Consider the following 23,387-nt stretch of genomic DNA (forward strand, 5'->3'; position numbering starts at 1 on the left):
TCCTTGGCCGGGTTTTCCAAGACGTGTTCTATACCGGGAAGCATCTTGTCAAAACGTGCCAGCCTTCGTATAACGCATGTTATATCATTACAAAATGGAACGATTGATCATGCGGTTTTCTCTTGGGGCGGTCACCCGAACCAGCTCACTGGCCCTGTTGCTCGGCCTGTTTGGCTCTACGGCAAATGCTTACGCGGAGGCGCCTGATGTCGTGGCAACGATCAAGCCCGTTCACTCACTTGTCGCGGGCGTCATGCAAGGTATTGGCACGCCGCACCTGCTGATCGAGGGGGCTGCCTCGCCACATACGTTTTCCCTGAAACCTTCGCAGGCCGGCGCCCTTCAGAAGGCCGACCTCGTTTTCTGGGTCGGTCAACCGTTGGAAACATCCTTGACAAAATCGCTTGCCACACTGCTAAAACCCGGCAAGTTGGTCACCTTGATGGATGCGAAAGGCGTTCATGTCATGCCGTTCCGCACAGCACCGGGTTTCGGCGAAGGCCATGAAGACCACGAAAGCCATGCCGATGCAGATCATCAGAACGCGCATCACCACGAGGATGGTCACGACGGCACCGATCCGCACCTCTGGCTTGATCCAGAAAATGCAAAGGCAATGGTGGATGCCATTGCAGCCCGTCTGAGCCAGATCGATCCGGACGATGCCGCGACCTATGCCCGCAATGCCAAGACCGAAAAAGCCCACATCGAAAAGGCTGATCAAACGGCCCGGAAGATCCTCGCCATAGCAAAGACCCGCAACTTCGTGGTCTTTCACGATGCCTATCATTATTTCGGCAAGCATTTTGGCACTGAAGCCGTTGGCGCCATCACCCTGACACCTTCCACGCCCGCAGGCGCAGAGCGGATCCGCGACATTCGCAGCATCATCCAGCAGAAGAATGTTGCCTGTGTTTTCGCCGAACCGGAATTCAACTCACGCCTCGTGCCGGTGGTACTGGAAGGATCGAACGCGCGCCTGGCACATCTAGACCCACTCGGCAGCAATCTGAAAAATGGCCCGGATCTCTACCCGAAGTTGATCGTCTCCATGGCCCGCAGCATTGCCGCCTGCGTGACACCTGGAAAATAAAGCAAAGCCACCGACCAACAGTTGAATGCCATAAAAAAAGCCGCTCTCCCGATCAGGAAAGCGGCTTTTTTCAAATCATTAAGTCAGATACCTGACCTAAGTTCTCAGCCTTCGCGAACACGTTCCGTCGCATCAATTGCGCGTTGCAGATACATGTCACGATCATAAACGTCGTTGTAATACTGCACCTTGCCGGTGGTTGTCGGCCAAGCGGTGAAATAGGCAACATAGACAGGAATCTGTTTAGGCACCTTGACCTGATCATTCTGGCCATCGCTGATCTGCTGATCGACAAAGCTCTTGTCACGGTCAAGAACTGCGGCTGCCATCACACGCGGATGCTGCAAGCGCACACAACCATGGCTGAGGTCGCGCACATCGCGACGGAAAAAGCTCTTCTCCGGCGTGTCATGCATGTAAATGTGATGCTTGTTCGGGAACATGATCTTCAGCTGGCCGAGAGCATTGCGCGGGCCCGGATACTGACGCACGTTGATCAGTTCCTTGCGGGCAGCAACCTTGTACCAATTGACCGAAGCAGACGACACCTTCTGACCCGACATAGTGGTGACTTCATAGCCAGCATTGTCGAGATAATGCGGATCTTTCGACAGTTTCGGGATCATCTCATTGACGATGATCGAATACGGTACACCCCAATAAGGGTTGAACTCGACGTAGCGGATCTTGTCGTAGAAGAAGTTGGTCTGGTGGTTCTTCTTGCCAACCACCACACGCATGCTCAACGGGTCGCGGCCCGGCGCAGTATACGTCACGCGGAAAGCGGGCTGGTTGATGAACACACGCTGCTTACCAAGGTCGCGCGGCAACCAACGCAGACGCTCCATCGCCAGCTCGATCTTCTCGATCTTGTCGTCGTTGGTAATGAAGCTCAACTTGTCGACCGTGTTCTTGCCGATGATGCCGTCGGCGGTCAGGTGCTTTTCCTTCTGGAACCCCTTCACCAGCGCCACCAGCTCCGGCGTGTAGCTGTCACCATCAGCATAGGCGGACAGTGTTTCGGAATTTTCTCCGATCAGCTTGAGCGATGCCTTCTTGCGGATTGCAGCAATCACGTCCGGCAATTCCGGGTCAGTCTGACCAGGGACGAATGAAGGTGCCATCTTCAATCTGAATGTGCGGAGCACTCTGACCTTCCTGGCGCAAATTGGCCAACTCCTTGGTCAGTTCCTTGAATTCTGGCCCCTGTGGCTGATGCGCTTCAATGGCACTGGCAACATCGCCCTGCTCACCTGCTGTTTTCTGCAAGCCATCCATATCAGCGACCAGATCGACCTTGCGACGCGGCAAATCGTGATAATCCGACAGGCCATCGGCATCAATACGACCACGATTTGCATCCAGCATGTAGGTCATGACAGCGGCACTGAGCTTCATTTCGAAGGCGACCATTTCCGGTGCCACCTTGACGGCTGGCTCCGGTGCATCAGCAACCGGCTGCGACGGTGTCGCCATATCCGAGCCAGTCGTCGCAGAGTTCATATCGTCGGATGTCGCCATAGCGCCTGCATCCGGCGTCGGTGCCATACCAGCGCTGGATGCGGCGCTCATATCCGAAGACGCATCAACTGTATCGCCGGAAGAGACCGTCATCGCCGTCGCATCACTTCCATCGGTGACACTGACCGACGACTGGCTATCTGCCGTCATATCCGCTGACGTGTCGACGGCATCCTGCGCAGTGGCCGACTGTGCCTCATCCGAGGAGACAGCCTGGCAGCAGAGAACCAGATCCGCTCGTGTCGCTCGTGGCTGCATTTGCAGTCTGATCGTCGCCTGCGAGCGTCGTCATTCCACTGGTCTTTGCATCCCCGGTCGACGCCGTCGTCATGGCTGACGTGTCGGAAACACGTGCCGAAGAGGCTGTCGTATCGCCGGTGTTGTCGATGCTCGACATGGTCTGGGACGGCATCTGAGCCATCGCCGGAATATCAACCCGGTAGTCGTCCGGATTCAACCCGAATTCACTGGCCCGCGCCAGAGCCTTAAGCGCTTCCTGAGCAGCCGGTGTCAGCGCATCGCCTTTGACCCAGATGAATTTCGGATGTTCTTTGTAATAAGTCTTCAAAGCCTCGCCGACCTGCGGCAAAACCCGCAAGCTCATGCCCTGCAAGGCGGAGCGCGACTGATCAAAGGACGACAAAGGCAAGGTGGTCATCGTATCGCCGGCACCAGACAGGCCGGTGTCAGCCTTGGCCGTTTTCACACTTGCCAGCTCAGACAGCGACACATTGATCAGCGTATCAGGCTTGTAGTTATAATAAACGTGCGGCTTGACATACACCTTGTTGGCGCGAATTTCCTGCTCCCATGACGGGCGAGCAGGTTGCACAGGCTGAATTGGCTGAAGCTGCTCACGCGGCTGCTCGCGTTCACGCGGGTTGAACAGGCGTTGGAAGAAGCCTTGAGCGTCAGCTGTCTGGATGGTCGTAGCCAGAACGCCACCGGTCAGCGCCGTGGTCATGGTGCCGGCCACAAGTGCTGCTATCACCCGGTTGCCAGACCGTGACTTGCGGCCTGTCGGCGCCCCTTCGGCCTTGGGGGTCACGGATGTCGTCTCAGCCATGTTCTGGATCATTTTCAATCGCCTGCGTCACACGGGATGTCAGCATCAAAAAAGGCTCGCCCCCCGAACCCATTCATGAAACATCCCGCCCTTTTCAAATAAGAAACCGGTCGGAGTTGCAAGGCACCTGCGCCCTGCAATGAATATCCTACGACGTACATCATTCAGCCGGGTTTTGAGAATTCACATTCCCAGCCGTTCCGAATTCTACGCGAGGGTGCAACTTTTTCGCAACATAAACGCTTTTTTGAAAACCCGCTCACCGCCAGATCAGGACAGATACCCGAACGAACACCAGCAAGCTCAAGGTTTCCCGCAAAAAGACAGTCCACGTCACCCCCAGCCTAATCACGATAGCGTTAACACTTCGTTTTGGCCTGAAGAGTTTCACGTCTCCACGGCGCACCAAAAACAAAGGTGGCCGCAAGATCATTTCAGGCTGACCCGAAAAAAGATCAAGACCTGACGATTAAACCTGCCCCACTCAAAAAACACCAGAGGCAACGACACAGCGCCCCCCTCATCAAATGCCCGGACGGAAAGAAAGTTCTGCCATTCGCAAGGGCTTTTGTCGGATCAAAAGGCGAGATAAAACCAGTTCGCGTCTCAAGGGGCCATGCCTTAAATGAGCCCCCTTGAACAGAAGGGCCAGATCAGAACGGAATTTCATCATCCATGGATCCGGCACCACCGCCACCAAAGTTGCCGCCGCCGTAGTCACCACCACCGCCACCCTGGCTGCCGCCGCCATAACCACCGCCCTGGTTACCACCGCCACTCTGGCCGCCGCCGTAGCCGCCGCCACCGGAATTGTCGCCGCCATATCCGCCGCCGCCTGCGCCTTCACCACCTTCGCCGCGACCATCCAGCATGGTCAGAGTCGAATTGAATCCTTGAAGCACAATCTCGGTGGAGTAGCGATCCTGACCACCCTGGTCCTGCCACTTACGCGTTTGCAACTGACCTTCAATATAAACCTTGGAGCCTTTGCGCAGATAGTTCTCAGCAACCTTGCACAGACCTTCGTTGAAGATCACAACGCGGTGCCACTCAGTGCGCTCACGACGTTCGCCAGAGCTGCGGTCGCGCCAGTTTTCCGAAGTCGCAATGCGCAAGTTTGCAATTGGACGCCCGTCCTGCGTGCGCCGAATTTCAGGATCCGCTCCGAGATTCCCGACCAGAATGACCTTGTTGACGCTTCCCGCCATGACGCAAACTCCTTGAATTCTGATAAGTGGCCACGTGCAATCCGCAATCAAGCGACCAGGACGCGAGCCTTAATTTGGCCTGACAGTAACGCCAATTTCCCCGGCGCGCCGTTGCTTTTTGGCAAGAAAGCCCGCCTTTCCACAAGCCTCTCCCGTTTCATGCACTGCCTTGCAGGGCTCCATCACCAGCGCCCAGATCAACCAGCAGGCAAAATAGGCCGATCGCAGGGCCTTTCCCACTCATCAGAGACCAAAAAGGGCAAAACACCTGCAAAAAGGCATTGCATGAATACCAAAATGTTCCTTATATGTTCTAAAGTCAATCGCCCTGCCACATAGGCTCGAATGGAGACATTCAGATGCCCGCCAATGAAACCAAACCCTTTGCTGTGGCATTCCCTCAGACAAGGACCGGGGACCGAACGCGGCGCTCGTCGGAAAACGCCAGTGCCGCGCCGCTTGACGTGCCCCATGATCAGGCCCATGTGGCCTAGATGTGAACTCAGGAATGCGAGTTGGAAAAAGACTTGGGGTGAGCCCGACCTCCGACCCAAACTAAAAGCGCGGTCATTTTGACACCCGAAGCCCAGGCGTCCGCTTCGAGCCAAGATGGTCGGCGACGGCCTTTCGAACTGCATTATGAGCTTCACGCCTGACAAACAGACACCTTTCATCTGCGCTGCACGAACCAGGAACCGCCTTGAATGACCGATAGCCCGATCTCCACCCCCGTGGACCCCGTTCGCACTCTCTCGATCCGCGGCGCGCGCGAGCATAATCTCAAAGGCGTCAATCTGGACTTGCCACGCGACAAACTCATTGTCATGACCGGCCTGTCTGGTTCCGGCAAATCCTCTCTGGCGTTCGACACCATTTATGCCGAGGGCCAGCGACGCTATGTGGAAAGTCTGTCCGCCTACGCCCGCCAGTTTCTGGAAATGATGCAAAAGCCGGATGTTGATCAGATTGAAGGGCTGTCGCCAGCCATTTCCATCGAACAGAAGACAACATCTCGCAATCCACGCTCAACCGTGGGCACGGTGACGGAAATCTACGACTACCTGCGCCTGTTGTTTGCGCGTGTCGGCATTCCCTATTCCCCTGCCACTGGTCTGCCCATCGAAAGCCAGACGGTCAGTCAGATGGTTGACCGTGTCCTTGGGCTCGAAGAAGGCGCAAGGCTGTATCTGCTGGCTCCGATTGTTCGCGGCCGCAAGGGCGAGTATCGTAAAGAGCTGGCAGACCTGATGAAAAAGGGCTTTCAGCGGGTCAAGATCGATGGTGAATTCCACGAAATTGCCGACGCGCCTGCCCTCGACAAGAAATTCAAGCATGACATTGACGTGGTGGTCGACCGTGTTGTGGTACGTGGCGATATTGCCGGTCGTCTGGCCGACTCCCTCGAAACTGCGCTCGGACTGGCCGACGGCATTGCGGTGGCAGAGCTCGCCGACAAGCTGGATGCCAAAGGCAAACCGGAGCGTATGGTCTTCTCCGAAAAATTCGCCTGCCCTGTGTCTGGCTTTACCATTTCGGAAATCGAGCCGCGCCTGTTTTCCTTCAACAACCCGTTTGGCGCTTGCCCGACCTGCGACGGGTTGGGCAGCACACTGGCATTTGAAGATGACCTGGTCGTGCCGGATGAGACGCTCTCCCTGCGCGAAGGTGCCATTCTGCCCTGGGCCAAGACCGGCGCGACGTCTCCTTATTACACCCAGACCCTGCAAGCGCTGTCGCACCATTTCGACATCTCGATGACAACGCCCTGGAAGGAGTTGCCGCAGCCGGTTCGAAAGGCCATTCTGCATGGCACGGGTCGGGAAAAAATTGATTTCGTCTATGATGACGGCACTCGCAGCTACAGCACTCAGAAAACCTTTGAGGGCGTCATCGGCAACATCGAACGGCGCTGGCGCGAAACAGAATCGGCATGGGTACGCGAGGAACTGTCGCGCTATCAGTCGAACCAACCCTGCCCCGCCTGTCAGGGCTACCGGCTGCGACCGGAAGCACAGGCCGTCCGGGTGGCTGACAAGCACATTGGGCAGGTTACGGAGCTTTCAATCCGCAAAGCGGCAGGTTGGGCCGAAGAACTGCCCGCAAAACTCAGCAGCAAGCATCAGGAAATCGCCGGGCGCATTCTCAAGGAAATTCGTGAGCGCCTGAAATTTCTCAATGACGTGGGGCTGGAATATCTGACCCTGTCGCGCGCATCCGGAACCCTGTCTGGTGGCGAAAGCCAGCGTATTCAGCCTGGCTTCGCAAATCGGCTCGGGCCTGACCGGTGTGCTTTATGTGCTGGACGAACCCTCCATCGGCCTGCACCAGCGCGACAATGCCCGCCTCCTGGAAACGCTGAAGCATTTGCGCGATCTCGGCAACACGGTCATCGTCGTCGAGCATGACGAGGATGCCATCCTGACCGCTGATTATGTGGTGGATGTGGGACCGGGGGCCGGCGTACACGGTGGGGAAGTCATCGCATCCGGCTCGCCAGACGACATCAAGGCAGCGCCAGCCTCGCTCACCGGGCAATACTTGTCCGGCACCCGCATGGTGGAAGTTCCAAGTGAACGTCGCAAGATGACGAAAAACCGCAAGCTGTCGGTCATCGGCGCACGCGGCAACAATCTGAAGCACATTGATGCCGACATCCCCCTTGGCACATTCACATGTGTGACGGGTGTATCAGGCGGCGGCAAGTCAACCTTCGTCGTCGACACACTGTACAAAGCGTCGGCGCGCAAATTGAATGGCGCGCGCGAGAACCCAGCCCCCCATGACCGGATTGACGGGTTGGAACATCTCGACAAGGTCATCGACATTGACCAGTCACCGATTGGCCGCACGCCACGCTCAAATCCGGCGACCTATACCGGTGCCTTCACGCCAATCCGCGAATGGTACGCAGGACTGCCGGAAGCCAAGGCGCGCGGCTATGGTCCCGGACGATTTTCCTTCAACGTCAAAGGCGGTCGCTGCGAGGCCTGTCAGGGCGACGGCCTGATCAAGATCGAAATGCACTTTCTGCCGGATGTTTATGTGACATGCGACGTCTGCAAGGGCAAACGCTACAATCGCGAAACGCTGGAAGTTCAATTCAAGAGCAAATCCATCGCCGACGTTCTGGACATGACTGTCGAGGAAGCTGCGGAGTTTTTTGCAGCCGTTCCTGCCGTTCGCGACAAGATGCAAACGCTGACGCGGGTCGGGCTTGGCTACGTCAAGGTCGGGCAGCAGGCGACAACCCTATCGGGCGGCGAAGCGCAGCGCGTCAAGCTGGCCAAGGAACTCTCTCGCCGCTCGACCGGGCGCACTCTTTATATTCTTGACGAACCCACCACAGGGTTACACTTCCATGATGTGGCCAAACTGCTGGAAGTCCTTCATGAACTTGTTGATCAAGGCAACACCGTGCTGGTCATCGAACACAACCTTGAGGTCATCAAGACGGCAGACTGGCTGATCGATCTGGGTCCGGAAGGCGGCACAGGCGGCGGCACTATCGTCGGCGCGGGAACACCTGAAGACCTCGTCAAGATCAAGGGCAGCTATACGGGACAGTTCCTGGCTGAGCTGCTGGACCGCCGCCCTCAGAAAGTGATCCGGAAAGACGCTGCCGAATAACCCGCCGTCACGGACGAAAAACCGCAGAGGCCAGATGCCCGCACTGCCTTGATAAACATTCGGCAGGCCGACAGCAGGACAGTCAGGACGACACTGGCAGGAGAGACCAATCCAAACAGGGACGGAAGACACCATGTCTTCCGTCCCTGTTCTTTTTACGGAGACCTGAGGCAGCAGGCCGCCGCCGCCGCAATGCACCACACGCATAACTGCATTGCAGAAAACGCGCTTCATTAATTTCAGTCAGCAAACTATATAGGTCTCAACACAGCGATGACGCGCCGCAAAAAAATATGTTGCGCCGCCGCATTCAGGAAGATAAAATGTTTAACACTGTAGCAAGCAAATACAACAACTGGCGGATTTACCGCCGCACGGTCGATGAGCTGTCTCGCCTTTCGCAGCGCGAACTGTCCGACCTCGGAATTAACCGGAACGACATTCGCCACGTAGCTCGCGGCTCTGTCCTTTAAGGTTAGAAATCGCGTTTCGTACGGGTCACCTCCTCCCAGACCCAGAAACGTGTGACATGTGCAGGATATCCTCCTCCCATCCTGCCAAGTCGAAAACGACGCTCGCCAGTACCTCCTCCCACTGGCGAGCGTCTTTTTTTGTCTGCAACTGCGGACAGATGCATCTCTTCCCAAAGAATTGCCGACCAGCTTCAGAACCTGCCGCATCCATGCCGGGATCGTGAAAGCACATTCAAAGCGCAACACCCCCTACATGCAAGCTCGCGGTTTCGATCAGATCGAGCGACGTGATTTTCGTTGCAGAGCCGAAATCAGCCAGAAACCAACTGATTCAGGCTGGCGTGAAGAAACACGGTTGACGTTTCCAAACTTCATAAGTGCCTTTACTGATCACAAAGACTTGAAGACCTCCCTCGCCGCACCGATATGCAATGGTGTCGGCAGATTGCAGCTCCTCCTCGATCCGGTCTGACGACAGCCGTATTTGCGGTAAACGACCCGCGCTTGCCGAAGCTCTCCTCCTTCGGCAAGCGCCGTTGGGGTCGCAGTCCAGGCGTCTTCTCCCTTTGAAAATCGAAATGATACGTCAAACGGATTTGAGACGTTTCCATATGGTGATCTTCGGCCCCACGCATTGCTGCACTGCACAAGCCCTGCAGAAAACTCATAGCTGCCTTGCGTCCACCCACCTACCTCAATCCATCGAAGAGGACTATCTTCAAGTCATCAAAAGGAACGGACCCGCCGCGCAGTCAATCCGGACTGGACAAGCTGGCAGGCCGCACTGAACAGAAAGCCGAGACCATGCTGAACAATGTCGTTCGCGCTTACCAGGATTACAAAAAATTCCGCAAGACCTACGATGAGCTGTCCAAGCTCACCAACAGTGATCTTGAGAAGCGTGGCATGACGCGTGGCGATGTTGTTCGTAACGCATGGGCTGCCACCATTTAAAAAGTTTCGATCTCCGGTCCACCACCTCCTCCCAAGGACCGGTTGTCGTTAGTCTGCCTCCTCCTAGGCAGAACCTCCCAAAGACACCTGTCAGGATCCTCCCCCTGGCAGGTGTTTTTTATGTCTGATGCAATGCTGCCAATCCAGTTGATCAGCACCATGCGGCACCGCGCCGCATGGTGCTGGCACAGAGTGTCTTGCAAGATGAACGCTTAACGCATTGCAAGCCTTGCATGTTCGGCATAGCTGCCGTGCGGTTTGCCCTCTACCTCAAGGTCTTCTGAAGGACTATCTTCAGATCATCAAAGGGAACGGGCCAACGTCTCAGTCATCCGGACTGAAGAAATCGCTGGCCATAGAGATAGAAGGCCAAAACCATGATCAACAGCTTTGCTCGCAAGTATCAGAACTGGAAAAAGTTCCGCAGCACATACGACGAACTCAGCAAGCTCTCCAATCGTGAGCTCGCAGACCTCGGTATGGCGCGTGCTGACATCCGTCGCACCGCTCAGGCTGCTACCGTTTAAAAAGTTTCGATCTCCGGTCCATCTCCTCCTCCCAAGGACCGGTTGTCGTTAGTCTGCCTCCTCCCAGGCAGAACCTCCCAAAGACACCTGTCAGGATCCTCCCCCTGGCAGGTGTTTTTTTATGTCTTATTCTTGAGCATCTTAGGAATAGTCATTGTTGCGTGAAGGTTCGCAGGTAACACCTCAAACGTCAGGATCCGCCTTTGCCGCGTCATCATATTGCTCGATCGCCTCTTGCAGAGCGCCTGTGATCGCCGTCAGACGATTCTGCATCTCAACCAGTTCCGTATCGGAAAAATTTCCAAGGATTTCGCGAAACCGAGCCCCATTGGCACGCACTGTCTGGACCGTGCGGTCCTGACCCTTTTGTGACAGAGAAACGAGCACCACACGCTTGTCGGTCGGACAGGTATGCGTTTCCACCAGCCCCTCTGCCGCCAGCAGATCGACCAGTTCGGAAACGCTCGCCCGCGACACTTTCATATGCTTGACAATATCGCGTTGCGGAATAGGCTTTGCGGCAGCCCAGAGAACAACAAGCACCTGCAATCGAGGCGGCGAAAGACACTCGGCCGACAACCAGCGCCCCAACAGATTATCCACTTTTTGCACGGTCACGCGCATGCTGAAAATCGTGTAAAGGCCCGAAAGCTGGCTCTTGGTCAAGTTTTCCTCAAACCTTGGCAGCGCTTCTTTCGGCGGCTGCGTCGTCGTAAAACCGGTCACCGGCACTCTTCCTCTTGACATTGTTCACCCCCTAACAATATTTGTAAGGTACCGAACAATTTATTGCAACGCAAGGACCCCAGATCCATCTGGTGAACAGACAATACCGGTGGATCGTAGCCCCTTTCCTGTCGATCTCTTGTGAGGGATACCAGCACGCCAAGACCGAGAGTCGGTGGCGGCCTGTCTTTCCTCAAAAGCCCCGCAAAGCCAGTTCTGACTGCCAGAGCCTTCCCCTCTTTCAGCCAGACACCCCACTTGCGGCGACCGGACATCGCCACACGGGTCCCATGGCGTCAGGAGCCAAATACATGAGCCGTCACACAGACGACCAGCTTGATCAACGCGCACAGGAGCCGTCTTCTTCGACGCCGAAGGAAACGGCTGACTTCACGCCAGACACAACCGATACGCAAACCAGCCCGCCCTCTCCCAGTGGACCGGCCGCCGCGGCAGAGAAAGTCAAGAAAGGCGGTTCGAAAAGGAAAATCGTCTTTTTGCTGATTGCCGTGATCGTTCTCGGTGCCATCGGCTGGTTTGCCTACAACTGGTGGACAACCGGCCGGTTTACCGAAGACACCGATGACGCTTACGTCAAGGCTGATATCGCCAATCTCTCTGCCCAGGTCAGCGGTGCCGTGATTGCCATTCCGGTGCGCGACAACCAGCATGTCGACAAGGGACAGGTCCTCGTCAAACTCGATCCGCGCGATTATCAGGCGTCCCTGAAAAAGGCGAAAGCTGATATTGATTCGGCCAACGCAGCGCTTGCGGGCACGGAAGCCTCTCTTGCCCAGCAACAGCACAAGATCAAGGCCGCACAGGCAGACGTTGATTCTGCTCAGGCGTCGCTCTCCTTCGCCGAAGAGGATTATCAACGGGATCAGAAACTGGTGGAGACCAGCGCAACTGCACGGCGCAATCTTCAACAGACCCGTATGACCTTTGAGACGGCCAAGGCCAAGGTCAGATCTGCGAAGGCGACCCTTGCCTCAACGCAAGGCCAGATCGCCGTTCTGACAGCTCAGAAGAAACAGCAGGAAGCCAGTACTGGAAACTGCGCAGGCGGCTCAGGAAACGGCGCAGATCAATATTGACCGCACCACAATTCGTGCACCCCGCGCCGGGATCGTCGGCAACCGTGGCATCGAAGTTGGTGAATATGTCGGCACAGGGACACAGCTTCTGTCCGTCGTGCCCGATGACGCCATCTATGTTCTGGCCAATTTCAAGGAAACCCAGATTGGGAAATTCCGCGTCGGTATGGGTGCCAAGATTTCGCTCGATATGCTGAATGGCCACACCATTGACGGCCACATCGACAGCCTGTCGCCCGCAGCCGGGGCGGAATTCGCCGTACTGCCTCCACAAAACGCCACGGGCAACTTCACCAAAATCGTTCAGCGTGTTCCGGTAAAAATCCTCTTCGACCACATCCCGGAAAAGGGCTTGTTGCCTCGCGCGGGCACCTCGGTTGAAGTCACGGTCGACACCCGCCAGAAGGCTGATCAATGAGCGACGCCCAGACCCAGAACCTTGAGCCAATCACGCCGCGTGGCGGCATTTTCGGCTTCTTCCTGATGGTTCTGGGCATGTTTATGGCAATCCTCGACATTCAGATCGTGGCCAGTTCGCTGCCTGAAATTCAGGCGGGCGTGTCCGCCTCCTGGATCAGGTCACGTGGGTGCAGACAGCCTATCTGGTGGCAGAGGTGGTGATGATCCCCCTGTCAGGCTGGCTCGCCAAGGTGATGTCTTCCCGCTGGCTGTTCGTCATGTCGGCGGCTGGCTTCACCGTCACCAGTGCCTGCTGTGCCTTCGCTTGGGACATTCAGTCTCTTATCGCCTTTCGCGCCATCCAGGGGTTCATTGGCGGGGCGATGATCCCAACGGTGTTTGCAGCCAACTACAAGCTTCTGCCGCCAAGCCAGAGAATGATCGGCACGGTCGTGATCGGTCTCACGGCAACGGTGGCGCCAGCCATCGGCCCGACGTTGGGCGGCTATATCACCGAGTATTTCTCATGGCACTGGCTGTTTCTGATCAACATCGTACTCAGGCATCATCGTCACCTTGTCGGTGGCCATTGTCGTGGAGATCGACCGGGGTGATAAATCCCTGCTACGGCAGATCGACATTTTGGGCATCGTACTAATTGCAGGTTTTCTGGGATCTCTGGAGATCGTGCTGGATGAGGGCCCGCGCAACGATTGGTTCGCGGATCGCTCGATCCTGATCTTCGCCATCATCTCGGCCTCGTCTGCGGTCCTTCTGCTCTGGCGGGAATTGACGGCCAAGCATCCTGTGATGGAGCTGCATACCTTCAAGGACCGAAACTTTACGCTTGGCTGCATTCTGACGTTTGTGCTGGGGATGTGTCTTTACGGCCAGAGTTTCATCCTGCCCCAATTTCTGTCGCAGGTACGCTCCTACAGCTCGCTGCAAATCGGCGAAGTGATGTTCGTCACCGGCGTGTCTATGTTCTGCACCGCCCCTCTTGCCGGCCGGTTGAGCAGCGCAATAGATCCGCGGCTGATCCTTCTCGTCGGCTTTCCTATGGTCGCCCTGGGATGTTACCTGAACGCGCAGATGAACACGGAAGTCGCATTCTGGAACCTTGTGCTGCCACAGGTGGTGCGCGGCTGCGGGTTGATCCTGTGCATTGTCCCAATTACCTCAGTCGCCCTTGGCACCCTACCTCCGACGCTGGTCAGTGGCGGCAGCGGCCTGTTCAATGTGTTCAGAAACATGGGCGGTGCCGTTGGTCTGGCAATGATCAACACGGAATGGGACGGTCGTTATGATCGGCATTACTGGTGGCTTGTCGAAAGCCTGTCCAGAACCCGGGCCGAAGTGACCAATCAGATTGCGCAAATGCAGAATATGTTTTCGCACAATCCCCTGATCGGCAACCCCAAGGCTGCGGCCATGACACAACTGACACGTCAGGTCTCGCTGCAAGCCAACATCATGGCCTGGAACGATGTCTTCCTGATGCTGGCCGCTTCGTTTGTCATTGGAATGCCGCTGATTTTCTTCCTGAAAAAACCTGCCCACGCAACATCCGGAGCTCACTAAGGCCCCGGATGCGGCTTCTTGAAAGGTGGCGGGAGATCACCGTCGTCGCCTTTCAAGAAGCCATAAAACCCAAATCATAAGGATCAGCCTTCAGGCCAGGTGTCGAACCATTTCTGCAAAGGCTGAATGATCGGCAACTTGCCATTGTCCCGCACCCAGGAATCAACCGCATAGCGCTTGCCGCTGGTCTTTTCTTCCAACGTGGCGGTGGCATGTGGATAGCGCCCATCGAGGAAGAAGCCCCGCGCCACCGGCGAACCGACCTTATAATATTTCAGATAGCCATGACGCTGCGCAAACAACAGCAGGCTGGTCGTGTTTGTCGCCTCATCAAGACAATCCATCTGCCCCATCACCCGCGCACCGCCGGGATGAAAGCCACCTTTGTCATGGCTGGAATGAACAATCGGCCCGACCCGCTTTTCTTCCCATGCAACAGCACGGGCAACGGCCTTGAGTTCTGCTTTGGGAGATCGATTGCCAGACGTCAGAATACGCTTCAGGCGATGCTGGTCATGGGCAGAGAACGGCACCGGCGTGGTGTAGGTACACCCAAATCCGCTACAGACATAGACCCGGTCTGCCTTGGGTTGAGGGGCCTTGCGCGCGGCATACCAGTTTCCGACACCACCGTTGATCTGCCCGGCGCATCCGCCCAACAAGGCGACACACATCAGCGAGGTCGCACCCCCGAACCAACGCAGACTGCTGTTCTTCATTCCCCGGTTCTCCCTGTCGCCCTTGGTACGGGGCTCCGATGCGCCCGATCCTAGAAAGCATGACAAACTGATAGCAAGCAAAAAGGCGGGCATTGCGAGACCCGCCCCATTCTTGTAAGCAGGCAGCAATGTGTTGCGTACGGCCCTATCGGACCTGAGCCTACAGATACTGTAAGAATTGCCAGTCCTGCATGTGAACCGCCAAACCTCCTGAAGGATCCCAAATGAAGCCCATCCATGTGATTGGCGGCGGCCTGACCGGGTCGGAAGCCGCTTGGCAGATTGCCAAATTCGACATTCCGGTTGTTCTCCACGAAATGCGCCCGGTGCGCAAGACGGATGCTCACCAAGGCGAAAGCCTTGCCGAACTGGTGTGCTCCAACTCGTTCCGATCTGACGACAGCCAATCCAACGCCGTGGGCCTGCTGCACCATGAATTGCGCCGCGCCGGATCTTTGATCATGCAGGCCGGCGATGCTCATCAGGTGCCGGCGGGAAGTGCGCTGGCCGTTGACCGCGATGGATTTTCTGCGGCCGTAACCAAGGCTTTGGAAGAGCACCCGCTGATTACCATAGAACGCGAAGAGATTGCAGGATTGCCACCCGAAGAGTGGGACAGTGTTATTGTCGCCACCGGTCCGCTGACATCTCCCGCTCTGTCCGACGCGGTGCTGCAACGCTGTGGTGAAGACGCACTGGCCTTCTTTGATGCCATTGCCCCGATTGTTCACTTCGACAGTGTCAATCTGGATATCGCCTGGTTCCAGTCGCGCTACGACAAGGTTGGTCCCGGCGGCAACGGCAAGGATTATCTCAACTGTCCCATGACCAAGGAGCAATATGACGCCTTCATTGACGCTCTTGTGGCGGGCGATACCGCCGACTTCAAGGAGTGGGAGGAAAACACTCCCTATTTCGACGGCTGTCTGCCGATTGAAGTGATGGCCGCGCGCGGGCGTGAAACGCTGCGCCACGGTCCGATGAAGCCGATGGGTCTGACCAATTCACACAACCCGACGGTGAAGGCCTATGCGGTGGTGCAGTTGCGCTAGGACAATGCCCTCGGCACGCTCTATAATATGGTCGGGTTTCAGACGAAGCTGAAATACGGCGCACAGGCTGACATCTTCAAGATGATCCCTGGTCTCGAAGACGCACAATTCGCCCGTCTTGGTGGCCTGCATCGCAACACCTTCCTCAATTCACCAAAGGTTCTGGATGGCAGTCTGCGCCTCAAGGCTGATCCGCGTCTGCGCTTCGCTGGACAGATCACCGGGTGTGAAGGCTATGTGGAATCTGCGAGTGTTGGCTGCATGACAGGTCTGTTTGCCGCCATGGAACGCCTGGGTCGCGACATCGACGCTCCGCCCCAGACAACGGCCATGGGCGCCCTGCTCGGACATATCACAGGCGGCCATATCGCCCGCGATGAGGAAGAAGATCAGAAGGGCAAACCACGCTCTTTCCAGCCGATGAACGTCAACTTCGGGCTGTTCCCGCCCATCACCGGGCCGAAGACTGATGCGGACGGCAATCGTCTGCGGGGCAAAGACAAGACGCGCGCCAAGAAGATTGCCATGACAGATCGGGCGAAGGACGATTTTGAGGGTTGGATCAGCCAACTCGACTGAAACCGCCCGAAGTCTTCTACGTCATCTGCACGCTGCCCAAAAACAGCAGCGTGAGCACTTCACCACCGCAATATGAAAGGTCATGAGAGAGACAACCTCCTCATGACCTTTTTCTATTTTAAGTCAATTTTTCAAAGACTTATTATTCTTCTCTGACTCAGTTTCACAAGCAGTAAGCGCGTCCGCGCGGCGCGGCCAACCGAAGACGAAACTCTCCCAATCGCTCAACCCTTGAAATGCACTTCGAATTGTAATAATTGAAGTTACGATAAATTTGAAAATTAGGCTGACGGTCCGGGACCAGCAGCGCAATCGAAGTCATGCGTTCAAGGAGAAGACAATGGCCTATGACGTCATCATCATCGGCGGCAGCTATTCAGGAATGGCAGCAGCCCTGCAACTCGTGCGGGCAAGGCGGCGGGTTCTGATTGTTGATGCAGGCCTTCGCCGCAATCGTTTTGCCACCCATGCTCATGGCTTTCTCGGTCAGGATGGCACCCCGCCCGGAGACATTGCCGCCACGGCCCGCCAGCAACTTCTGGCCTACACAACGATCACATGGATCGACGGCCTAGTTGAGAAAGTTGAAGGAACAAAGGATGCCTTCAACATCACCTTGCAGGATGGCCAGCGCCATGCAGGCCGCCGCGTTCTGTTTGCAACCGGCGTCAGTGATATTCTTCCCGACATCCCCGGCCTTCAAGACCGCTGGGGCAAAAGCGTCTTCCATTGTCCCTATTGCCACGGCTACGAATTGAATGAAGGCCCCATTGCCGTTATCGCGACCGGCCCCGGATCCTTGCATCAGGCGCGCATCCTGCCGGAATGGGGCCCGACGACACTGCTCACCGATGCAAAGCTCACACTGGACCCGGAGATGCTTGCCGACTTGTCTCAGAGACAGATTACGGTTGAAGATCAGCCAATCGTGCGTATCGAAGGGGTCGCAGATGTGGTGCTGAAGCGGGGAAAACAACTCAGCTTCGCCGGGTTGTTCACGGCTCCGGTCTGCGCTCCGTCGACACCGGTTGCAGCTTCTCTGGGCTGCGAGATCATGGACACACCATTCGGCACGCAGGTCTGGACATCAGACAGCAAGGAAACCAGTTGTGCTGGCGTCTATGCGTGCGGAGACACCGCCAAGATACCACATTCTCTGGCGCTGGCCGTGGGAGACGGATCTTGGGCTGGCGCGCAATTGCACGCCTCGCTGGTCTTTTGAGGCGCAAAACGCGAGCCTGTCACGGTTGACAGGCCCGCTCGAAACCACTCAGAGACGACGTTTCAAATTATGTGATCCGCGCCAAAGTCGCCATTGGCGCTTGAATTGCGACACCTCGGCGATCTGGGTCAAGGGATCATGATCTTTTGACAGCACTTGGGTGACGAAAGGCTGAACCAGAACCAACGGCAGGAACGCCGCGCGCACATGCGCCGGCACACTGTCCCAATCTCGCTTCACACGTCCAAGATGGTGGGTAATGTGCTGTGCGACTTCACCCAGCGCGGCCCGCAATTCCAGCGTCATTTTGCCCGCGAAAATCGTCTCGACATCAACATTGTGCCGCGCCAGAAGGTCTGTGGGCAAATAGAGTTGGCGACGGCTTGCATGGATCGGCAGAAGCCGCAAGAGCCCACAAAGCCCGTAGGCGACGCCGGCATGCCCGGCGATCTCACCCGTCTGCGGATCTTTGCCCTTGTTCAAAACAATGGCGGCAAGCTGCATCAAGGCCCCGGCAGTCTCGCCACAATAGCCTTCCAGATCGCTCAAGGTCGGCATCGGATCGTTGAAGACGTCGAACTCACGCGCTTCCGTCATGGCGGTCAAGGCAGATCGTGGCAAGTTATAGGCTTTAATCGTCTCGGAAAGAGCGGCGGCCACCGGGTTGGCTGAGGCTGCGCCATGCTCACTCCCCTCCAGAAAATCCACCCACCATTGCAGGCGCACCTGTCCGGGGAGTGGATCACTCACCTGCTCACGAACCCGTGCCAACTCTGTGTTGAAGGCATAAAGCGCCATCAGGCCCGAGCGCTCAGATTCCGGTGCAAACAGCGCCGACAAAAAGCGATCCCGATCCTGCTCATACACAAGGCTGGAGGCATGTTCAAAATTGGATGTCATGAAAGACCATATGGGAAAGGCAGCACAAAAACAAAAGGCGGCGCGAGATATCGCCACCACCAAAACGGGTTGCTCAATCCAGCGTTGTCATTCTCCTAGCGCGGACCACGCTCGGAATTGTCGACGGCAATGAAAGCTGCAGCGACGGCGCGCTCCTCCGACAACATGACATTGAACGTGCGAACAGCCGCCCCTGTCGACATGCCTTCGCAAATCACGCCAGCCTCACGCAAAGCCGCCTTCAGCGCGTCGGGCAAGGGCATCATGTCGTCTCCCGTTCCCACCAGAAGCACCTCAATGTCGGAGGCCTCTTCAAGAACACGGTCAAACATTTCCAGCGAGAGATCGGCTGGGCGCGTTGGCGTCCAGCCGTAAATTCCACTCGGGACACACAGGATCGACCCTCGGTGCGACATCTGGGCAAAGCGGAAACCGCCATTGCCGTAGGCATCAACCGGCGCCCGACCCGGAAAATGTGCATCCCGAATTTCCATCAGCTAACCTCAGGAGGCCGGAGCCTCAACGGCCCCGCCTTCGCTTTTCTTGGCTTCAGTGTCCGACCCGCTCTTGTTGTTGCTGCGCAGGTTGAACAAGATCAGGAAAGGCGCTGCGAGGAAGATCGAGGAATAGGTCCCGATCACGATCCCGAAGATCATCGCCAGCGTGAACGACCGGATGACCTCGCCACCGAACGCCCACAGCGCAAACAATGCCAACAGGGTGGTGAACGAAGTCAGCGTCGTACGTGACAATGTTTCGTTGATCGAAAGATCAAGCAGTTCCGGCAAGCCCATCTTCTTGTAGCGGCGCAGATTTTCGCGGATACGGTCGTAAACCACCACCGTATCATTGAGCGAGTACCCAATGATCGTCAGCACCGCCGCAATCGACGACAGCGAGAAGTCGAGTTGCAGCACAACGAAAAGTCCGATGGTCACAAGGACATCGTTCATCGTTGTCAGAATCGCACCAAGCGCGAACTGCCACTCAAAGCGGAACCAGATGTAGATCAGAATCGCCACCAGCGACACACCGACGGCCAAAAGACCGGCCCGCGCCAATTCGCTGGAAACGCGAGGCCCCACCACTTCAATGCGGCGGAACTCGACGTTGTCCTTGGCAAAGGCCTGACGCACGTTGGTGACAACCTGCTGCTGCGCCTTTTCGCCCCTGGCTGTTCCTGAATGCGGATCAGCACATCATCGGGCTTGCCGAACTGCTGAACCTGCACATCACCCATGTCAAGCGCACCAAGCTGCTTGCGGATGCTGCTGATATTGGCCGGCCCCTGGGTGCCGATCTCGATGACCGTGCCTCCCTTGAAGTCGATGCCGTAGTTCAGGCCCACGGTGAAGAAGAGAACCAGCGCACCCAGTGTCAACAGAATTGACAAGGGAAAGCTGAACTTGCGCAACCACATGAAGCGGAACTTCGTGTCGTCGGGAATCAATCGTAGCAAACGCATAAGTCGTCTCCCGGGTCAGATCGGCAATTTGGATGGGCGCGTGCGGCGCACCCACAGCGCGATCAGCAACCGGCTGAATGTAAAGGCGGAGAACACCGTCGTGAAAATACCGATCGCAAGCGTCACGGCAAAGCCACGGACAGGGCCGGAGCCGAGCTGGAACAGAACCAGTGCGGCGATCAGCGTCGTGATATTCGCATCAAGGATGGTTCCCAATGCACGCGAATACCCGGCGTCGATGGCATTGAGCGTTGACCGCCCTGCCCGGTTCTCTTCACGAATGCGTTCGAAAATCAGAACGTTCGCATCCACAGCCATACCGATCGTCAAAACGATACCGGCGATCCCCGGAAGGGTCAAAGTCGATTGCAACACTGTCAGCGCGCCGAAGATCAGGACCACGTTGACCATCAGGGCTGCATCGGCAATGACGCCGAACTTTCCGTAAGCCAGAACCATGAAGATCACGACAGCCAAGGCAGCGATGATCGAGGCGATCTTGCCCGATTCAATCAGATCCTTGCCAAGACCCGGACCGATGGCCCGTTCCTGAATGACACTGAGCTTGGCAGGCAAGGCCCCCGCGCGCAACAGCACGGCAAGATCGTTGGCGCTGTCGACCGTGAAGTTGCCCGAAATCTGACCAGCGCCACCGTTGATCGGCTCACGAATAACAGGTGCAGAGATCACCTTGCCATCCAGAACGATGGCAAACGGCTTGCCGACATTCTGTTGGGTGATACGAGCGAACTTACGCGCACCTGCGGTCGAGAAGCGGAAGTTGACAACCGGCTGGTTGGACCGCTGATCAAAGCTGACGCTGGCATCAACAAGATCTTCCCCACTGAGGAGCGGACGAGTTTCAACCAGATAGTTCTGCTCTGAATCAGTTGCATCAGCCGACGGCAACACTTCGGTGCCAGCTGGTGGACGGCTCTGCATGGCCTGCGACGCCGGCATCGACGTGTTGACCATGTGGAAGGTCATCTGCGCCGTCTTGCCGATAATGGCCTTCAGACGCTGCGGATCGCCTTCGCCGGGAGCTTCCACAACGATACGGTCAGACCCCTGACGCTGAATATTCGGCTCGGTCGTGCCCAATTCATCGACGCGGCGACGAATGACTTCGATCGACTGCGCCACGATCTTCTGCATGCGCTGCGCCAGACCTTCTTCAGAGAAGGTAAAACGGGCAAGCCCATCGTCCGAAATATTGAGAGCGAATTCGTTGACACCCTGCCCCCCGAACATCGACGAGGCGAGCGGATTTTCCAGCGTCGCCAGACGCGTACGCGCCGCATCGATCTGCTTGGTATCGCGGATGCGAACCTGAACCGCGTCGCTCTGGACACCCAGACCGGTGTAGCCAATACGCGGCTTTTCAAGCAGCTTGTCACGAATATCGCCGACGAGGGTTTGAAGGCGCTTCTTTTCATAATCGTTCTTGTCGATTTCATAAAGAAGGTAAGCACCGCCACGCAAATCAAGCCCCAGCACGATCTTGCTCTTCGGCAGAAAGCCGGGCCAACTGGCAAGGGTCTTGTCGGAAAAGAAGTTTGGCAGCGTTGTAAAGACCCCAGCGAGCACCACAAGGGCGATCACCACAATCTTCCAGCGAGCAAAATATAGCATCACATGAGCCTGTTCTGAGGGGCACCCGGCCGCAGGAGCGGCCAGGTTCAGTTACTCAAAAGAACCAAAGGCACGGATTGGATCCGGCTTAAGCGTTTTCCTGGGTCGGTTCGGATTTGGAGCGAACTTCCTGAACCATGGAACGCACGATGCGAACCTTGACACCTTCAGCAAGCTCAACCTGAATTTCATTGTCATCCAGAACCTTGGCGACCTTGCCGATCAGCCCGCCGGACGTCACGATTGTGTCGCCACGGCGCAAACCAGACACAAGGTTCTGATGTGCCTTCATCTTCTGGCGCTGTGGGCGGATAACCAGAAAGTACATGATCGCAAAGATCAGCACGAACGGCAAAACGGACATCAGAAACTCGGGCGCGCCTGTCGCGCCGCCACCGGCTGCCTGAGCAAAGGCTGGGGTGATAAACATTAAATTCTCCTCAAAAGGCCATATGGTTTGACTAGGCGTCTACTACGCTCCCGGCGGAAACGCCAGAGTCTGGTGGCCGGACTATAGCCACGACACTCAGGTTTTCAAGAAAAACACGTCACTTCAGGTGTACCGCTTTACACAGAACAGACGTTTTCGTCGTCAGCGCCGCGTGTTAATCCACCCTCACACAGATTTCACCCGCACAGCGGGCCCTGAAACACAAGGTTTAAACACGCCATGTCCGCGCAAAACGATCTCTCCCTCATCTCCCAGAAACTGGACACACTACTGGCGCTGATCGAGCGCGCCGTTCCGGCCGCGCCGCGCAAAAGCGATCTGGACAGCGCCGATGCATTCGTCTGGTCGCCGAATCCCGCTGAACTTCGCCCTGTCGCCAGGGTCAACCGGGTGGAGATAACCCTGTTGCAGGGTGTTGCTCATGTGCGCGATCAGCTTGTCGAAAACACCCGTCGCTTTGCCAAGGGACTTCCCGCCAATAACGCCCTGTTGTGGGGCGCGCGTGGCATGGGGAAATCGTCGCTGGTGAAAGCCGCTCATGCCGCAATCAACCAAGAGATCGGCACCGCCGACCTGAAACTTGTTGAAATCCACCGCGAAGACATTGAAAGCCTGCCGCGGCTCCTCGCCATCATCAAGGAAAGCGGCAAGCGGTTCGTTCTGTTTTGCGATGATCTGAGCTTCGACCACGACGACACCTCCTACAAATCCCTCAAGGCTGTGCTTGATGGCGGCATTGAGGGGCGCCCCGACAATGTCATTTTCTACGCCACCTCAAACCGTCGTCATCTCCTGCCGCGCAACATGATCGAGAACGAGAGTTCAACAGCCATCAATCCGTCAGAGGCGGTCGAGGAAAAAGTCTCCCTGTCAGACCGGTTCGGTCTTTGGCTGGGCTTTCACAAATGCAGCCAGGACGAATATCTCGACATGGTGCAGGGCTATGCCAAGCGTTACTCTCTGGAATTGCCCCAGGAAACCTTGCGCGCCGAGGCGCTGGAATGGGCAACGACCCGTGGCAGTCGTTCCGGCCGTGTTGCATTTCAGTATATTCAGGACCTCGCAGGGCGGCTTGGCCAACCCCTCACCTGACGC

Annotated in this window: 23 protein-coding genes and 3 pseudogenes; 14 read left to right on the top strand and 12 right to left on the bottom strand. The window is 56.6% G+C overall.

What is annotated here, in order from left to right; genetic code table 11:
* Nucleotides 1–109 precede the first annotated feature (109 nt).
* Nucleotides 110–1,093 carry a zinc ABC transporter substrate-binding protein gene (locus AC0L7U_RS02420; protein ID WP_473693516.1) on the top strand — a complete coding sequence of 328 codons (984 nt, stop codon included), beginning with the start codon at nucleotides 110–112 and terminating at the stop codon, nucleotides 1,091–1,093.
* A 104-nt stretch (nucleotides 1,094–1,197) separates the two neighbouring features.
* On the opposite strand, the gene AC0L7U_RS02425 is transcribed toward AC0L7U_RS02420, so the two are convergent.
* The 4 genes from AC0L7U_RS02425 to AC0L7U_RS02440 all read right to left on the bottom strand — a co-directional run bounded on the left by AC0L7U_RS02425 (nucleotide 1,198) and on the right by AC0L7U_RS02440 (nucleotide 4,888).
* The gene (locus AC0L7U_RS02425; RefSeq protein WP_473693518.1) at nucleotides 1,198–2,217 is read right to left on the bottom strand and encodes a L,D-transpeptidase family protein; all 1,020 of its coding nucleotides are present in this window, start codon (nucleotides 2,215–2,217) and stop codon (nucleotides 1,198–1,200) included.
* Nucleotides 2,186–2,872: a L,D-transpeptidase scaffold domain-containing protein gene (locus tag AC0L7U_RS02430; RefSeq protein ID WP_473693520.1), complete on the bottom strand. Its 687-nt coding sequence runs from the start codon at nucleotides 2,870–2,872 to the stop codon at nucleotides 2,186–2,188. The genes AC0L7U_RS02425 and AC0L7U_RS02430 overlap by 32 nt, the downstream gene beginning before the upstream one ends.
* On the bottom strand, nucleotides 2,811–3,692 hold the full coding sequence (locus tag AC0L7U_RS02435; protein WP_473693522.1) for a L,D-transpeptidase scaffold domain-containing protein: 882 nt from the start codon (nucleotides 3,690–3,692) through the stop codon (nucleotides 2,811–2,813). The genes AC0L7U_RS02430 and AC0L7U_RS02435 overlap by 62 nt, the downstream gene beginning before the upstream one ends.
* Nucleotides 3,693–4,333: 641 nt before the next feature.
* Nucleotides 4,334–4,888: a single-stranded DNA-binding protein gene (locus AC0L7U_RS02440; RefSeq protein WP_473693524.1), complete on the bottom strand. Its 555-nt coding sequence runs from the start codon at nucleotides 4,886–4,888 to the stop codon at nucleotides 4,334–4,336.
* Between the two features lie 731 nt (nucleotides 4,889–5,619).
* On the opposite strand from AC0L7U_RS02440, the pseudogene uvrA reads away from it, so the two are divergent.
* From uvrA to AC0L7U_RS02465, 5 genes and pseudogenes are all read left to right on the top strand, one after another.
* A pseudogene (gene uvrA / locus AC0L7U_RS02445) lies at nucleotides 5,620–8,515 on the top strand (excinuclease ABC subunit UvrA).
* 323 nt (nucleotides 8,516–8,838) lie between these two features.
* Entirely contained in the window at nucleotides 8,839–8,988 is a 150-nt protein-coding gene (locus AC0L7U_RS02450; protein ID WP_473693526.1) for a DUF1127 domain-containing protein, read from the top strand.
* Between the two features lie 58 nt (nucleotides 8,989–9,046).
* On the top strand, nucleotides 9,047–9,460 hold the full coding sequence (locus AC0L7U_RS02455; RefSeq protein ID WP_473693528.1) for a hypothetical protein: 414 nt from the start codon (nucleotides 9,047–9,049) through the stop codon (nucleotides 9,458–9,460).
* 332 nt (nucleotides 9,461–9,792) lie between these two features.
* Complete coding sequence (locus tag AC0L7U_RS02460) at nucleotides 9,793–9,942, top strand: DUF1127 domain-containing protein (RefSeq protein WP_473693530.1); 150 nt, start codon at nucleotides 9,793–9,795, stop codon at nucleotides 9,940–9,942.
* 377 nt (nucleotides 9,943–10,319) lie between these two features.
* Nucleotides 10,320–10,469: a DUF1127 domain-containing protein gene (locus tag AC0L7U_RS02465; RefSeq protein ID WP_473691811.1), complete on the top strand. Its 150-nt coding sequence runs from the start codon at nucleotides 10,320–10,322 to the stop codon at nucleotides 10,467–10,469.
* Between the two features lie 183 nt (nucleotides 10,470–10,652).
* On the opposite strand, the gene AC0L7U_RS02470 is transcribed toward AC0L7U_RS02465, so the two are convergent.
* Nucleotides 10,653–11,216, bottom strand: coding sequence for a MarR family winged helix-turn-helix transcriptional regulator (locus AC0L7U_RS02470; protein WP_473693532.1), 564 nt, complete (start codon nucleotides 11,214–11,216; stop codon nucleotides 10,653–10,655).
* A 290-nt stretch (nucleotides 11,217–11,506) separates the two neighbouring features.
* Between AC0L7U_RS02470 and AC0L7U_RS02475 the strand changes: the two genes are divergently transcribed.
* The 5 genes from AC0L7U_RS02475 to AC0L7U_RS02495 all read left to right on the top strand — a co-directional run bounded on the left by AC0L7U_RS02475 (nucleotide 11,507) and on the right by AC0L7U_RS02495 (nucleotide 14,272).
* Nucleotides 11,507–12,292, top strand: coding sequence for an HlyD family secretion protein (locus AC0L7U_RS02475; RefSeq protein WP_473693534.1), 786 nt, complete (start codon nucleotides 11,507–11,509; stop codon nucleotides 12,290–12,292).
* Between the two features lie 97 nt (nucleotides 12,293–12,389).
* Nucleotides 12,390–12,710, top strand: coding sequence for a hypothetical protein (locus AC0L7U_RS02480; RefSeq protein ID WP_473693535.1), 321 nt, complete (start codon nucleotides 12,390–12,392; stop codon nucleotides 12,708–12,710).
* Nucleotides 12,707–12,913 (top strand): hypothetical protein, encoded by a 207-nt coding sequence (locus tag AC0L7U_RS02485; RefSeq protein WP_473693537.1) that lies wholly within the window; start codon nucleotides 12,707–12,709, stop codon nucleotides 12,911–12,913. Before AC0L7U_RS02480 ends, AC0L7U_RS02485 begins: the two co-directional genes overlap by 4 nt.
* The gene (locus AC0L7U_RS02490) at nucleotides 12,880–13,305 is read left to right on the top strand and encodes an MFS transporter (protein ID WP_473693539.1); all 426 of its coding nucleotides are present in this window, start codon (nucleotides 12,880–12,882) and stop codon (nucleotides 13,303–13,305) included. The genes AC0L7U_RS02485 and AC0L7U_RS02490 overlap by 34 nt, the downstream gene beginning before the upstream one ends.
* Nucleotides 13,274–14,272, top strand: coding sequence for a DHA2 family efflux MFS transporter permease subunit (locus tag AC0L7U_RS02495; RefSeq protein WP_473695630.1), 999 nt, complete (start codon nucleotides 13,274–13,276; stop codon nucleotides 14,270–14,272). Before AC0L7U_RS02490 ends, AC0L7U_RS02495 begins: the two co-directional genes overlap by 32 nt.
* Before the next feature lie 83 nt (nucleotides 14,273–14,355).
* On the opposite strand, the gene AC0L7U_RS02500 is transcribed toward AC0L7U_RS02495, so the two are convergent.
* Complete coding sequence (locus AC0L7U_RS02500) at nucleotides 14,356–14,991, bottom strand: hypothetical protein (protein WP_473693541.1); 636 nt, start codon at nucleotides 14,989–14,991, stop codon at nucleotides 14,356–14,358.
* Between the two features lie 224 nt (nucleotides 14,992–15,215).
* Between AC0L7U_RS02500 and trmFO the strand changes: the two are divergent.
* Both trmFO and AC0L7U_RS02510 read left to right on the top strand, forming a co-directional pair.
* Nucleotides 15,216–16,622: pseudogene (gene trmFO, locus AC0L7U_RS02505) on the top strand (methylenetetrahydrofolate--tRNA-(uracil(54)-C(5))-methyltransferase (FADH(2)-oxidizing) TrmFO).
* Nucleotides 16,623–16,962: 340 nt separating this feature from the next.
* On the top strand, nucleotides 16,963–17,844 hold the full coding sequence (locus AC0L7U_RS02510) for an NAD(P)/FAD-dependent oxidoreductase (RefSeq protein ID WP_473693543.1): 882 nt from the start codon (nucleotides 16,963–16,965) through the stop codon (nucleotides 17,842–17,844).
* A gap of 48 nt (nucleotides 17,845–17,892) precedes the next feature.
* On the opposite strand, the gene AC0L7U_RS02515 is transcribed toward AC0L7U_RS02510, so the two are convergent.
* From AC0L7U_RS02515 to yajC, 6 genes and pseudogenes are all read right to left on the bottom strand, one after another.
* Nucleotides 17,893–18,744 (bottom strand): phytoene/squalene synthase family protein, encoded by an 852-nt coding sequence (locus AC0L7U_RS02515; protein ID WP_473693545.1) that lies wholly within the window; start codon nucleotides 18,742–18,744, stop codon nucleotides 17,893–17,895.
* A gap of 95 nt (nucleotides 18,745–18,839) precedes the next feature.
* On the bottom strand, nucleotides 18,840–19,238 hold the full coding sequence (locus AC0L7U_RS02520) for an Mth938-like domain-containing protein (RefSeq protein WP_473693547.1): 399 nt from the start codon (nucleotides 19,236–19,238) through the stop codon (nucleotides 18,840–18,842).
* 9 nt (nucleotides 19,239–19,247) lie between these two features.
* Nucleotides 19,248–19,880 (bottom strand): protein translocase subunit SecF, encoded by a 633-nt coding sequence (gene secF / locus AC0L7U_RS02525; RefSeq protein WP_473693549.1) that lies wholly within the window; start codon nucleotides 19,878–19,880, stop codon nucleotides 19,248–19,250.
* 182 nt (nucleotides 19,881–20,062) lie between these two features.
* Nucleotides 20,063–20,209: pseudogene (locus tag AC0L7U_RS02530) on the bottom strand (protein translocase subunit SecF); the annotation flags it as partial.
* Between the two features lie 15 nt (nucleotides 20,210–20,224).
* A complete protein-coding gene (gene secD, locus AC0L7U_RS02535; protein WP_473693551.1) occupies nucleotides 20,225–21,841 on the bottom strand; it encodes a protein translocase subunit SecD in 1,617 nt (538 codons plus the stop codon).
* An 88-nt stretch (nucleotides 21,842–21,929) separates the two neighbouring features.
* Nucleotides 21,930–22,271 (bottom strand): preprotein translocase subunit YajC, encoded by a 342-nt coding sequence (gene yajC / locus AC0L7U_RS02540; protein WP_473693553.1) that lies wholly within the window; start codon nucleotides 22,269–22,271, stop codon nucleotides 21,930–21,932.
* Between the two features lie 240 nt (nucleotides 22,272–22,511).
* Here yajC and AC0L7U_RS02545 point away from each other — a divergent pair, with 240 nt between their 5' ends.
* Nucleotides 22,512–23,384, top strand: coding sequence for an ATP-binding protein (locus AC0L7U_RS02545; RefSeq protein WP_473693555.1), 873 nt, complete (start codon nucleotides 22,512–22,514; stop codon nucleotides 23,382–23,384).
* The last annotated feature ends 3 nt before the right edge of the window (nucleotides 23,385–23,387 follow it).

The sequence above is a fragment of the Roseibium sp. 10G30-5 genome (assembly GCF_055809635.1).